The 13,000-nt window shown below is 68.1% G+C and carries 13 protein-coding genes and 1 tRNA gene; 9 read left to right on the top strand and 5 right to left on the bottom strand.

From position 1 onward, the window contains the following. The first annotated feature begins 149 nt into the window (after positions 1-149). The 5 genes from WFH44_RS11740 (at position 150) to WFH44_RS11760 (ending at position 5,040) form a co-directional block, all read left to right on the top strand. Positions 150-1,322 (top strand): metallophosphoesterase family protein, encoded by a 1,173-nt coding sequence (locus WFH44_RS11740; protein ID WP_336714047.1) that lies wholly within the window; start codon positions 150-152, stop codon positions 1,320-1,322. A gap of 62 nt (positions 1,323-1,384) precedes the next feature. Continuing rightward, positions 1,385-1,458, top strand: a tRNA-Met gene (locus WFH44_RS11745). 266 nt (positions 1,459-1,724) lie between these two features. Continuing rightward, the gene (gene betT / locus WFH44_RS11750) at positions 1,725-3,983 is read left to right on the top strand and encodes a choline BCCT transporter BetT (protein WP_336714048.1); all 2,259 of its coding nucleotides are present in this window, start codon (positions 1,725-1,727) and stop codon (positions 3,981-3,983) included. Between the two features lie 84 nt (positions 3,984-4,067). After that, positions 4,068-4,571 carry a GNAT family N-acetyltransferase gene (locus tag WFH44_RS11755; protein WP_336714049.1) on the top strand — a complete coding sequence of 168 codons (504 nt, stop codon included), beginning with the start codon at positions 4,068-4,070 and terminating at the stop codon, positions 4,569-4,571. 37 nt (positions 4,572-4,608) lie between these two features. Further along, positions 4,609-5,040, top strand: coding sequence for an acyl-CoA thioesterase (locus tag WFH44_RS11760; protein ID WP_336714050.1), 432 nt, complete (start codon positions 4,609-4,611; stop codon positions 5,038-5,040). A gap of 50 nt (positions 5,041-5,090) precedes the next feature. On the opposite strand, the gene WFH44_RS11765 is transcribed toward WFH44_RS11760, so the two are convergent. After that, the gene (locus tag WFH44_RS11765) at positions 5,091-5,444 is read right to left on the bottom strand and encodes a DsrE family protein (RefSeq protein ID WP_336714051.1); all 354 of its coding nucleotides are present in this window, start codon (positions 5,442-5,444) and stop codon (positions 5,091-5,093) included. A gap of 400 nt (positions 5,445-5,844) precedes the next feature. Here WFH44_RS11765 and WFH44_RS11770 point away from each other — a divergent pair, with 400 nt between their 5' ends. Continuing rightward, positions 5,845-7,254 (top strand): MBL fold metallo-hydrolase, encoded by a 1,410-nt coding sequence (locus WFH44_RS11770; RefSeq protein ID WP_336714052.1) that lies wholly within the window; start codon positions 5,845-5,847, stop codon positions 7,252-7,254. A gap of 82 nt (positions 7,255-7,336) precedes the next feature. On the opposite strand, the gene WFH44_RS11775 is transcribed toward WFH44_RS11770, so the two are convergent. Continuing rightward, positions 7,337-7,594, bottom strand: coding sequence for a metal-sensitive transcriptional regulator (locus tag WFH44_RS11775; RefSeq protein WP_336714053.1), 258 nt, complete (start codon positions 7,592-7,594; stop codon positions 7,337-7,339). 121 nt (positions 7,595-7,715) lie between these two features. On the opposite strand from WFH44_RS11775, the gene WFH44_RS11780 reads away from it, so the two are divergent. Together WFH44_RS11780 and WFH44_RS11785 are read left to right on the top strand one after the other, a co-directional pair. Further along, positions 7,716-8,303, top strand: coding sequence for a rhodanese-like domain-containing protein (locus tag WFH44_RS11780; RefSeq protein WP_336714054.1), 588 nt, complete (start codon positions 7,716-7,718; stop codon positions 8,301-8,303). Between the two features lie 179 nt (positions 8,304-8,482). Continuing rightward, positions 8,483-9,373, top strand: a complete 891-nt coding sequence (locus tag WFH44_RS11785) for a sulfite exporter TauE/SafE family protein (RefSeq protein ID WP_336714055.1) — start codon at positions 8,483-8,485, stop codon at positions 9,371-9,373. 20 nt (positions 9,374-9,393) lie between these two features. On the opposite strand, the gene WFH44_RS11790 is transcribed toward WFH44_RS11785, so the two are convergent. After that, positions 9,394-9,798 (bottom strand): DUF2695 domain-containing protein, encoded by a 405-nt coding sequence (locus WFH44_RS11790; protein WP_336714056.1) that lies wholly within the window; start codon positions 9,796-9,798, stop codon positions 9,394-9,396. Between the two features lie 206 nt (positions 9,799-10,004). After that, entirely contained in the window at positions 10,005-11,234 is a 1,230-nt protein-coding gene (gene rlmN / locus WFH44_RS11795) for a 23S rRNA (adenine(2503)-C(2))-methyltransferase RlmN (RefSeq protein ID WP_336714057.1), read from the bottom strand. Positions 11,235-11,289: 55 nt separating this feature from the next. On the opposite strand from rlmN, the gene WFH44_RS11800 reads away from it, so the two are divergent. Further along, positions 11,290-11,736, top strand: coding sequence for a pyrimidine dimer DNA glycosylase/endonuclease V (locus tag WFH44_RS11800; RefSeq protein WP_336714058.1), 447 nt, complete (start codon positions 11,290-11,292; stop codon positions 11,734-11,736). 33 nt (positions 11,737-11,769) lie between these two features. Here the strand turns inward: WFH44_RS11800 and WFH44_RS11805 are convergent, their stop codons facing one another. Next, positions 11,770-12,972 carry an aminotransferase class I/II-fold pyridoxal phosphate-dependent enzyme gene (locus tag WFH44_RS11805; protein WP_336714059.1) on the bottom strand — a complete coding sequence of 401 codons (1,203 nt, stop codon included), beginning with the start codon at positions 12,970-12,972 and terminating at the stop codon, positions 11,770-11,772. Between the last annotated feature and the right edge of the window lie 28 nt (positions 12,973-13,000).

The raw sequence follows: 13,000 nt of genomic DNA on the forward strand, positions 1-13,000 counted from the left end.
TCCGGCGTCGTACTTTTGTTTGCGAATCGTTCAACCAGGCGGCAACCTTCCGCCATCTTCGGTATCTACGGTCGGAACTCCGGCCTGCGGTCCTTCCCCCGGCCCCGCCGCAGCGCGGCTCACGGCCGGATGCACGAAAGGCACCGAAGATGACCAACTCCCCCAACCTCGGCCGCCGCGGCCTGATCGCCGGCGGCTCCGCTGCCATCCTCGCCGGCATGCTGGCCTCGGCACCCGGAGCCAACGCCGCCGCACCTGCCCGGCGGCAGGGCTCCGCCGGCATGCCGCTGGCGTTCGGCAGCGACGGAAAGTTCCGCATCGTCCAGTTCAACGACACCCAGGACGGCCCGCACACGGACCGCCGGACCATCGAGTTCATGGGCAAGGTACTGGATGCCGAGAAGCCTGGCTTCGCCCTCATCAACGGCGACGTGATCAACGGCTCGCCCAAGAGCGCCCTGGAAGTGCGCCAGGCGATCAACAACGTGGTCCAGCCAATGGAGTCCCGCGGCGTGAAGTGGGCGCTCACCTTCGGCAACCACGACGAGGATTCGATGGAGAACGGCACCGGGATGACCGAGGCCAGGATGCTCGAGTTCGTCCGCGGCTACAAGCACAACGTCAACGCCGGGCCGGAAAAGGGCGTCGAAGGCTCCTCGAACGCGCAGCTCCTGGTCCGCTCGGGCAGCAGCAACAAGCCGGCGTTCGGCATCTGGCTGCTTGACTCCGGCCGCTACGCCCCGGACACGGTCGGCGGGCAGAACTTCGAGGGGCTGATGGGCTACGACTGGATCCGCCCGAGCCAGATCCAGTGGTACCGGGAAGCCTCCGTCGCCGCGGAGCAGAAGTACGGCAAGGTCCAGTCCCTCATGTTCTTCCACATCCCGCTCTTCGAGCACCATCACATGTGGTTCGGCTCCCAATTCAGCTCGGACGACGCCGGCCATGCTGCCGCGGTGGAGAAGCACGGCATCGTCGGGGTCAAGAACGAAGGCGTCTACACGGGCGCCTTCAACTCCGGGCTCTACGCCGCCCTGCAGGAACGCGGGGACGTCCGCGGCGTGTTCGTCGGCCACGACCACATCAACACGTATTCGGGCAACTACTTCGGCATCGAGCTGGGATACGGACCCGGAACCGGCTTCGGCACCTACGGCCTGGGCGGGGACCTGGAGCACCACCTGCGCGGCGCGCGGGTATTCGAGCTGGACGAGAGGGCCGAGCAGGTTTACACGGCCACCCGGACGGTCTTCGCCAAGGACCTCGGGATCGACATGGATCCCAAGAAGCAGCCGCTGGACGAGCCGCTCCCGCTGCCCTAGGCGTGAGTCTGCTCACTCGATTCGCCAGATGGACACCCCGCGCGCTAATGTTGATACCACGCCGCGGGGTGGAGCAGTTCGGTAGCTCGCCGGGCTCATAACCCGGAGGTCACAGGTTCAAATCCTGTCCCCGCAACTTCCACGACAGAACCCCGGCCCGGGATCCCGGGCCGGGGTTCTGTTGTTTCCAATGCTTGCCCGATGGCGGATTGGCCGCCACAGAAAATCAGCACTGCCGGCTGGGTCCGGCGCCCGGGCCGCCGAAGCGGCCCCCGAGCCGGCTGGGGCAAGGCCTGGTTCGCCGCACCGCACCTGTGCTGCGCCAAGGAGCGCGGCCTTTCCTTCAGCAATGCGGCCTTGAATTCGAGGACCGCGGGCACGCCCGCGAGAGATGGAGCATGTATGGCTAAGGCCGACCAAACACCGACTCCGGACAATGAGCCATCGAAGGCGCTCGTTGAACGCGAGCGTTTCGGCGGAACCGACCGGCGCAGGAACCACGACCCGGAGATCGAGGCCAGGCGTCCTCCGATTTCCAGCACCGAGCTGAGCAAGGGTCCCACCGAACTTGCCGAGAGCCCCGGCCCGCGGGTCAACTGGCGCGTCTTCATCATTTCCTCGATCATCGTCGTCCTGTTCTCGCTCTGGGCGATGCTTGCGCCGACGACGGCGGCGGGCACCATGCAGTCCGTGGTCGGCTGGATCGCCACCAACCTCGGCTGGTACTACGTCGTCACCGTCACCCTCGTCATCATTTTCGTGCTGTGGGTAGCCCTCTCCAAGGAGGGCAGCGTCCGGCTCGGCCCGGACCACTCGCGCCCGCAGTACCGCCTGTTCACGTGGGTCGCCATGCTGTTCGCCGCAGGCGTGGGCATCGACATGCTCTTCTACTCCGTGACCGGCCCCATCACCCAATACATCACTCCGCCGACGGCCAGCCCGGAGTCCGCGGCGGCCGCCCAGGACGCGGTCGTCTGGACCATGTTCCACTACGGCGTGGCCGGCTGGTCGATGTATGCACTGCTCGGAATGGCGATGGGTTACTTCGCCTACCGGTGGGGCATGCCCTTGTCCATCCGGGCAGCCCTCTACCCGCTCCTCGGGCGGCGCGTCCGCGGTGCGACGGGCGACGTGATCGATATTTTCGCCCTGGTCGGCACCGTGTTCGGCGTCGCCACTTCGATGGGCATCGGCGTCGTCCTGCTCAACGTCGGGTTCAGCTGGCTGTTCGGGCTGCCCGAGGGCCTGGCCCTGCAGATCGCCCTCGTGCTCGTCGCCGTGGTCATGACGATCGCCGCCTGCACCTCCGGCGTGGATAAGGGAATCCGGCTGATCTCCGAGCTGAACCTCTGGTCCGCCGGCGCGATGATGCTCTACATCCTCGTCACCGGAAAGACATCCTTCCTGCTCAACGCGATGGTCGAAAACATCGGCCGCTTCGTCTTCTCCCTCCCCGAGCGGACGCTGCAGACCTTGGCCTATGAGGAAGGCGGCTCGGAGTGGATGGCCGGCTGGACCTTGTTCTTCTGGGCGTTCTGGCTGGCCTGGGGACCCTTCGTCGGGCTCTTCCTGGCGCGCATTTCGCGCGGCCGGACGCTGCGCGAGTTCGTCATCGCCGCCATTACCGCTCCGGTCCTCTGCGACTTCTTCATCGTCTCGATCTTCGGCAACAGCGCCATGAGCGAGGTGCTCGGCGGCAACAAGGAATTCGCCCAGCTCGCCATCGACAGCCCGGAACACGGCTGGTACGCGCTCCTGGAGATGTTCCCGGGAGCCCCGTTCCTGATCGGGCTGGCCACGCTGTCCGGCCTGCTGTTCTACCTCACCAGCGCCAACTCCGGTGCCATGGTGATGTCGAACTTCTCCTCCTCGATCCCCGACCCCTCGGTGGACGGCGCCAAGTGGCTGCGCATCTTCTGGGCGCTGGTCACGGCCTTCCTCACCGTCGCCATGCTCGTGGCCGGCGGCGTGACGACCATGGAATACGCCACGCTGATCTTCGCCCTCCCGGTCACGGTCATCGCATATTTGGTGATGGCCTCCTTCTCGAAGGTGCTCCGGATGGAGCGTGCCGAGCGCGAAGGCCACGTGCTGCGCAGGCGTTCGGCCGCCGCCCACGGCGGCCACGCTCCCGAGAAGACCTGGCGGCAGCGACTCGCCGGCCTGCGCTCCTACCCGTCGAACAAGTCCGTCGCGCAGTTCGCCGCCCGTGTCGTGCAGCCCGCACTGCAGGACGTGGCCAGGGAGTTCACGGAATTGGGCTATGAGGCCGAGCTGGCGACGGCACCCAACGCGGAAACCGGCGTCGAGGAGCACACCTTGGTGGTCAACATGGCAGACCACCGGAACTTCCACTATCAGGTGGCGGCCGTGGAGGCACCGGTGCCGATGTTCGGCGCCCGCAGCATGTCGCGCGAAATCGACACCTACTACCGGCTCGAGGTGTTCACCCAGACAGGCACCGAGGGATACGACCTCATGGGCCTGAGCCGGCAGCAGATCATCGACGACGTCCTCGACCGCTACGAGGCGCACCTGTCGTTCCTCAAGTACTCCAGCGAGCATTCCTACGCCTCGGTGCTCACCCCGGCGGTACCGCCGGCGACCGGGTCGATTCCGCATGTGGAGGCGGAGGACGACCCGGAGCGGCCCGAGGTTTAAGCACTCTCCATCTGCCCGAAACAACGGCGAAACCCGGGCCGCCTAGCGTTGTCTCATCACATCCCCTACGGGCTGGAGGACAGGATGCACGGCAGCAGGCGGCTCATATTCCGGCAGGTCCCCTGGGAGAACCCGGTGGGCGCGGAGCTGCGCAGGGCGCAGCAGGCGGAACTGGCCGCGCGCTTCGGTACCCCTGATCACGAAGCCGGCCCGCCGCCGTCGGAAGCGGACGTGGCGGTCTTCCTCATCGCGTATGAGCGCTGCAGCGGCCAGCCGCTGGGCTGCGGCGGCATCCGCCAACTGGACGAGGCAGCGGGGGAAATCAAGCGTGTGTACGTCCTCCCCTATGCCCGGGGCTCCGAGGTGGCCTCCTCGGTCCTCGCTGAACTCGAGGAGTGCGCGGCAGAGCTTGGGTACTCGGAGCTGCGGGCCGAGGCGGGCTCCGTCCAGGCCGATGGCATCCGGCTATACGAAAGTGCCGGCTACGCGCGCGTCCCCAACTTCGGCCCCTACGCAGACTCACCAGCGTCCCGCTGCTTCGCCAAGGCTATCGGGACCCGGGCTCTGGCGGCCTGCGCCGCTTCATAGGCAGGAATCCGCCGGACGTTCCGCTACTGTCGTCCCTATGGAGAACGGCGACATCACCTTCCACACCCGCAAGTGGGTGCGGCCCGAAGACCTCAATGCCAACGGCACGCTGTTCGGCGGCAGCTTGCTGCGCTGGATCGACGAAGAGGCCGCCATCTACGCCATCGTCCAGCTGGGCAACGGGATGGCCGTCACCAAGTACATGTCCGAAATCAACTTCGTCAGCTCGGCCCAGCAGGGAGACCTGATCGAAATGGGGCTGACGGCCACACACTTCGGCCGGACCTCGCTGACGATGCGTGCGGAGGTGCGGAACATGTTCACCCGCCAGTCGATCCTAACGATCGAGAAAATCGTCTTCGTCAATCTCGGCGAGGACGGCAAGCCTGCCCCGCACGGCTACACCGAGATCACCTACTCCCGGGACCGCGTGCCGCGCCAGCACCTGGATCGCATGCCGCCGCGCTGAACCCACCGAACGCCGGCAGGGAAGGGACCGCGGCCTAGCCCGGGCAAATACTAGACGCGGATGTAGGCGGCGCCGCCGAATTGCCGTTGGGCGAGATGGGCGACGGCTGCGGGGACCACGGTGATACCAGCCGGCAGGGACGTTTCATCGATCCCGGCCGAGCGGAGGCTGTTGCGGCACGCCGTCACCTTGGTGCCGTTTTCGGCGGCGAGGGCTCCGGCTTCTACAGCCGCCGGGCCGGAGCCAGCCAGCTGGGTGACAATCGGCCCCTGGACCACGAGTTCAATCGTGGCCTCGGGCAACTCGGCGCGCGCATTACGCGCGACACGCAGGGCTGCGGCGAGGTCGGGGAATGGTTGAGTCCCCGGGCCGGCGAGGTGCAGGACAAGATCGGCGTTCTCCATGCCGGCCACCTTAACAGGCACGCGGGTCAGTGCCCGAAAAGCTTCCTGAACCAGTCAGGGCCGCTACCCCTGCGCCCTGGAACGCCCTGCCGTCCCGCCGCCCGGGAGAACGTGCAGTGCCGGGACTGCGGAACTTTGCGCATCATCTGCTCCACATGGGTTGCCGCAGCCGGCCCACCTCGCTTTTGCGCAGCGCCCGCACGTCGCCACTGGCGCACATAAAAGTCCTCCATCACGGCTCATGAGGGGGCGAGCGCACTCGATCGCCCTCTCACTTGCACATACCCCTATGGGCATTTGAAACGACAAGAGCCACACTTGCGCGATACCCCCGGAGGTATTATCGTTGATCGCGATTGGATACCCCAGTGGGTATCCGAGCGGACGACAAGGAGACGAGATGCTGCTCGAGCGAATCTATGACGAAGACCTGGCGCAGGCCGGCTACTTCATCGGCTGCCAGCGCAAGGGCGAGGCCGTGGTGGTCGATGCCCGCCGCGACATCGATGTGTACCTCGACCTGGCCAAGGCCAACGGGATGAAGATCGTCGCCGTGACCGAGACCCATATCCACGCCGACTACCTCTCCGGCACCCGCGAGCTCGCCGCCGCTACCGGCGCGGACATCTACGTCTCGGGTGAGGGCGGGACGGACTGGCAGTACGGTTTCGACGCCGCACGCCTCAACGACGGCGATGTCGTCTCGATCGGCAACATCAGCGTGCAGGCCGTGCACACTCCGGGGCACACCCCGGAGCACCTGTCCTTCCTCGTCACCGACGGCGCGTTCAGCGACCAGCCCGGCTACCTGCTCTCCGGCGACTTCGTCTTCGCCGGCGACCTGGGCCGGCCGGACCTGCTGGACGAGGCCGCGGGCGGCATCGACACCAGGTTCGAGGGCGCGAAGCAGCTCTTCGCCAGCCTGCGCACCAAGTTCCTAACCCTGCCCGACCACGTCCAGGTCTACCCCGGCCACGGCTCCGGCAGCGCCTGCGGCAAGGCCCTGGGAGCGATCCCGTCCACCACGGTCGGCTACGAACGCCTCTACTCCTGGTGGGGCAAGTACCTCGAAGCCAACGACGAGCAGGGCTTCATTGACGAACTCCTCGACGGCCAGCCCGACGCGCACGCCTACTTCGGCCGGATGAAGCGCCAGAACCGCCTCGGCCCGTCCATCATGGGCGAGCGCGAACCGCTGCCCGAACTGGAGAACCGGACCATCGCCGCGGGCCTGGACGCCGACAAGATCACCTTCGTCGACACCCGCCCCAATGCGCAGGTCCACGAAGGCACCGTGCGCGGCGCGCTGAACATCCCGGCCGGAAACAAGGCCGCCAGCGTCGGCGCTTGGGCCTACGACCCGGAGACGGACGACCGGCCCCTGGTCCTGCTCGCCCCGGACCAGGACGCGGCCCGGACCATGTGGGACCACCTAGTGCGGGTCGGCATCGACCACGTCGCCGGCTACACGACGAATCTGGATGAGCTGCCCACCACGGTCCCGACCTTGATCCAGCCCGAGGAACTCGACGGATTCGACGCCGCCCTGGTCCTGGATGTGCGGAACAAGACCGAACACGCCGCCGGCCATATCCCCGGCTCCGACCAGCTCAGCGCCGGCCGCGTGCTCTGGAACCTGGACAAGCTACCCGCCGACGGCACCATCGTGACCTACTGCCAGAGCGGCGTGCGCAACTCCGTGGCCGCCAGCACTCTGCGCCGCGCCGGCTACAACGTCGTCGAACTCGACGGCAGCTATGCAGCCTGGGAAAACTTCCAGGCTGCCCGGGAAACGGCCGCCATCCGCTGACCGGCGAACTCCGCCGCAAAAGCGGCAGGCGGCCCTGGCCCGCATGGATCCAGGGCCGCGTGCCGCATTGCCTGTCGCCGGCTCAGGCCAGCGAGAGGAAGAGTTTTTCGAGCTCCTTCTTGTCGATGGAGCTGTCCTGCTTGGCCAGGCACTGCTCCAGGCCGGTCGAGATAATCACGAACCCAGCGCGGTCCAGGGCCTTGGACACGGCAGCCAGCTGGGTGACCACATCCTTGCAGTCGCGACCTTCCTCCAGCATGCGCGTCACCGCGGCAAGCTGGCCCTGCGCACGCTTGAGCCGGTTGATGACCGGCGTGAGCTCGGTGGCATCGAGTTGCATGTCTTCTCCTCGCGATGAAAGTCTCCCCTAGAGTATACCCCCTAGGGTGTATTGCATACCCCCTAGGGTATGTGGAAGACTTCTGCGTGACACACCTGCCAATCCTGAAAGGAAACGTCCCTTGAATTCCCAGACCTCCACCGCGACCGCCCTCGACGCACCGACCCTCCGCGAGTGGCTGGAGAAGCACGAAGACCTGATCGTGATCGACGTCCGCTCCGCCGCAGAATTTGAATCGCAGCACATCCGCGGCTCCTACAACGTGCCGCTGCCGCTGCTCTCCGAGCACACCGACGAACTCGCCGAACGCCTCGGCAAGCGCGTGGTCCTGGTCTGCCAGTCCGGCGTCCGCGCCGAGCAGGCCCGCCAGCGCCTGGGCACCGCCGGGCTCGAATCGGCCCGGGTGCTCACCGGCGGCGTACCGGCCTTCGCCGCGGCGGGAGGCAACGTCGTCCGAGGTGCCCAGCGCTGGGACCTCGAGCGCCAGGTCCGGATGGCGGCAGGCACCCTCGTGGTCGGCGGCCTGCTGGCCGGCAAGTTCGTCTCCCCTAAGCTGCGCCTGCTCGCCGGCGCAATCGGCGCCGGCCTGACCTTCTCGGCCGCGACCAACACCTGCGCCATGGGCAACATGCTCTCCAAGATGCCCTGGAACAGGACCGCCGCCGAGCCCACGGCCGAGAGCGCGATCCGGCAGCTGCCCGGCGCCTGAGCGCGCTGTCCCCTCAAGCCGGTGCCCGCCCGGGTCTCCCCACCCGGGCGGGACCCCTCCCCACCGGCCTTCCTCCAAGGAGCACGCCATGGCCGGCGGCATGATCGCCTGGCAGCGCGCCGGCCTTCCCACCCGCTGACCAGCCGCCGGCTGCACCCTACCCGCAAAGGACCGACCACATGACCGTCGCCCTCACGGCCACACTGCTGCTCTCCGTTGTCATCGGACTCTCCCTCGGCCTGCTGGGCGGCGGAGGCTCCATCCTTACCGTCCCCATCCTCACCTATGTCGCCGGGCTTGACCCCAAGGAGGCGATCGCCGCGTCGCTGTTCGTGGTCGGCGCAACCTCGGCCGTGAGCGCCATCGCCCACGCCCGGAACGGCCGCGTCAAATGGCGCACCGGCCTCATCTTCGGCGCCGCCGGCATGGCCGGAGCCTTCCTCGGCGGCCTGCTCGGCGGACACATCCCCGGCACCATCCTCATGATCGCCTTCGCCCTCATGATGGTCGCCACCTCCATCGCCATGATCCGCGGCCGCAAAAACAAGGCCCAGGGCGCCACCACGCACAACGACGAACTGCCCGTCCTCAAGGTCATCCTCGAAGGCCTCGTCGTCGGCCTCGTCACCGGGCTCGTCGGCGCCGGCGGCGGATTCCTGGTGGTCCCCGCCCTCGCCCTCCTCGGCGGGCTCGCGATGCCCGTCGCCGTCGGAACCTCCCTGGTGGTCATCGCACTGAAGTCCTTCGCCGGACTCGGCGGCTACCTCACCAGCGTGAGCCTCGACTGGGGCCTCGTCGGCGCCGTCACCGCGGCAGCGATCGCGGGCTCCGTGCTCGGCTCCCGCCTGGCCGGCCGGATCCCCGAAGCGGCGCTCCGCAAGGGCTTCGGCATCTTCGTGCTCGTGATGGGCGTCTTCGTCCTCGTCCAGGAACTCCCCGCACCGGCCAACGCCATCCTCGCCGGCGCCGCAGCCGTCCTGGCAGCAGCCGTCCTCGCCTGCCGCTACGCTATCCCCGGCTGCCCGCTGCGCAGGTCCCCTGCCCAACCTGCCGAGGCTGCAGCCCGCTAGCTGCCAGATGCCTTGGCCACTCACCACCAGCGATAAATCCGTCCGCCGGGCGGGCGCCAGCGCGGCCGCCAGAGCCGGCACGGCTGCGTGGAGCCAAGGCGCACCTGCTGGCACGGCGGGAGCGGACCCGGCTGGTGCTCCTCGCAGTAACCGCGGGGGTCCCACAGATCCGCGTTGGGCTCGTAGCCGTTGGCGAAGATTTCACAATCGCAGTAGCCGCCTTTTGCCGCCAGCCTGGCTTCCAGCGCCGTGGCCCGAGGTGCCGCCACGTCCCGGTAGCGCCTGGCCCAGACCAGGCCGTTGCAGCCGAACTCCAGCATCCGGTACGTGTAGCAGAGCAGGCATTCGCCCGGCTTGGGCAGCGTCAGTTCGTCGGACAGCAGCCGCAGCTGGTCCTCGATGTCGGGGACGGGTTGTTGGTCCATGGATGTTCGCCCTTTCGTTAGTGAAAAGGCTTCCAGCGGCCGCCTGCCCGGCGGCAGTGCTTGACGCCCAGCTGTGGACAAGGGCGGCCGCGGCTTCGCACTGGAGGAGAAGTGAGCCAGCGAGGCTCCGTCTGCGGGCAACGCCGAACAGCAAACGGCGACTTAGGTCCTAAAACTAAGCCGCCGCCGTCGTTGGCCGGAAAAGACTATTCCGCCGCGGCGAGCTGGCCGCAGGCGCCGTCGATCTCCTTGCCGCGGGTATCGCGCAGCGTCGTGGGAATGCCGGCATCGTTGAGCCGGTCGACGAATTCCCGGGTGACGTCCGCATCCGAGCTGGTCCAGATGGAGCCGGGGGTCGGGTTCAGCGGGATCGGGTTCACGTGCACCCAGCCGCGACCGCGCTTGTTCAGCTTCTTGGCCAGCAGGTCCGCGCGCCAGGCGTGGTCGTTCATGTCCTTGATCAGCGCGTACTCGATGGAAACGCGGCGGCCGGTGCGCTGGTAGTAGCCGTACGCCGCATCGAGCGCCTCGTCCACCTTCCAGCGGGAGTTGACCGGGATCAGCTCGTCGCGCAGCTCGTCGTCCGGCGCGTGCAGGCTCAGCGCGAAGGTGAACGGCAGGTTCTCGTCCGCCAGCTTGTTGATCGCCGGGACCAGGCCGACCGTGGATACCGTGATGCCGCGGGCGCTCATGCCCAGCCCTTCCGGGGCCTCGTCCACCATGCGGTGCACGGCGTTCATGACGCGCTTGTAGTTCGCCAGGGGCTCGCCCATGCCCATGAAAACGATGTTGGTGACGCGCTCCGCGTCGGCACCTTCGCCGGCGTCCTTGTTCCGGCGCTTGCCGCCGAGCCCGCCCTCGGCGATCACCCGGTTGGCCTGCACGATCTGGTCCAGGATCTCCGCCGTCGACATGTTGCGCGTCAGCCCGGCCTGGCCGGTGGCGCAGAACGGGCAGTTCATGCCGCAGCCGCACTGGCTGGAGACGCACAGCGTGATCCGGCCCGTGTAGCGCATCAGCACGGACTCCACGAGCGAACCGTCGAAGAGCCGCCACAGGAACTTGATGGTGTCGCCCTTGTCCGTGGTCAGCCGCTTGACCTCGGTCAGCAGCTTCGGGAAGAACGCCTCGGCCAGCTCGGCGCGGCGTTCCTTGGGCAGGTCGCTCATCCGCTCCGGGTCGGTGGTGTAGTGCTGGAAGTAGTGCGTGGAGAGCTGCTTCGCGCGGAAGGCGGGCAGCCCCAGCTCCTTCATCTTTTCCTGCCGCTCGGCCAGAGTCAGGTCGGCCAGGTGGACCGGCGGCTGCTTGACCCGCGGGGATTTAAACTGCAGCAGCGGCCGTCCCTCGGCGGTGACGGCCTGGTTCCAACCCTCGGTCGCGGGGCGCACCTGTGGCCGGTCTGAAATGACTTGGGGGGAAGTTTTCTGCGAAGACATTGGCACTATTGTCTCACACGGACTACAGTTCTCCCTTTCGCCTAGAGTATCCAGCATGCGCTTGTGGAGCCTGCACCCCCGGTACCTGGACCAGAAAGGGTTGGTCGCCTGCTGGCGCGAGAGCCTGTTGGCGCAGAAAGTGCTGGCCGGGGCCACCAAGGGCTACCGCAACCATCCTCAGCTGGTGCGCTTCCGCGCCGCCGCGGACCCGGAAGCGGCCATCGGCGCCTACCTGGTCGGTCTGGCCGAAGAGGCCGAAGGCCGCGGCTACCGTTTCAACACCGCGCTGGTGCTCTCAGCGGAGCCCGCGTCGGCCGCCCCCATCCTGGTCACCGAGGGACAACTGAACTTCGAACGGCAGCACCTGCTGGCGAAGCTGGCCACCCGCGACCCCGACCGGCGGCACCAGCTCTCGACCGCGCTGGCCGGGAGCGTCCCGGACGCGCACCCGCTGTTCCGGGTCATCGGCGGGCCGGTCGAGGACTGGGAACGGGCGATCTGAGACCTCGCGGCCGCTGTCCGCGCGCCGCGGCACTCAGCGGCGGCGGGCCTGGAAGCGGACGATCCGCTCCACGGCCTCGGCCACGGCGTCCTTGCCCGCGGCAAAGGACAGCCGCACCGAACGGCGGCCGTTGACGGCGTCGAAGTCGGAGCCCGGCACCAGCGCCACGCCCTCGTCTTCCAGCAGCGCGCGGCAGTAGTCCGCGGAATCGGCGAAGCCCGCCAGCTGGCCGCCCAGGTCCGCGTAGAGGTAGAAGGCGCCGTCCGCCGGAGCAGCCGTCCCCCACTCCAGCCGGCCCAGGTTGTCCAGCAGCACCTGCCTGATCCCGGCGAACTCGGCCACCGCGGCGTCCGCTTCGGCATAGGAGGCGGCGCTGAAAGCCTCCACCGCGGCCAGCTGCGCGGGGGTAGGCGGGCAGAGCGCCACGTTGCCGGCGAGCGCGTCCATGGCCGGCGCGAGGTCGCGCGGCATCAGCGCCCAGCCCAGGCGCCAGCCGGTCATTCCCCAGTATTTGGAGAAGGAGGAAACAACGACGCCGGTCCGGTCCAGTTCCCACGCGCACACGCCTTTGGCGTCGGGTGCCTGCGGGTCCGTGTAGGTGATGCCGTGATAGATCTCGTCGCTGACCAGCCGCGCGCCGTTTGCGCGGCACCAGCCGGTCAGCGCGGCGAGTTCGGCACGGGAGACCATGGTGCCGGTCGGGTTCGCGGGCGAGGCCAGGACCAGCCCGGACAGCTGGCCGTGGGTCGCCGCCGCCGCGTCCAGCAGGGCCGGGGTCGGCTGGTACCGTTCGTCCGGGCCGCAGTCGATCTCGACCACCTCGCAGCCCACCGCGGTCAGGATGTTGCGGTAGGCGGGGTAGCCGGGGCGGGCGAGCGCCACCCGGTCGCCGGGATTGAACGCCGCGAGGAACGCGAGCATGAAGGCGCCGGACGATCCCGTGGTGACGGCGACGTCGTCGTCAGTGATCTCCAGCCCGTACCAGCGGCGGTAGTGCCCCGCGATCGCCTCCCGGAGTTCCCGGACGCCAAGCGCGCTCGTGTAGGTCAGCGGCAGCGCGAGGCGGTGGATCTCCGCAGCCCTGGCCGACACCGCGCTCGGCGCGCCGGCGGACGGCTCGCCCGCGCACAGCGAGATGACGTCCCGGCCTGCGGCGCGCATATCGGCCACGCGCTGCAGGATGTTCATGACTTCGAAGTGCGGCACCCGGGCGCGGTCGGCGACCTTGAGGCTCACGTGGCGGCTCCTTACGGACGTAGGGCTG

It is taken from the genome of Arthrobacter sp. USHLN218, from assembly GCF_037144715.1.
In the GTDB taxonomy this organism is placed as follows: domain Bacteria; phylum Actinomycetota; class Actinomycetes; order Actinomycetales; family Micrococcaceae; genus Crystallibacter.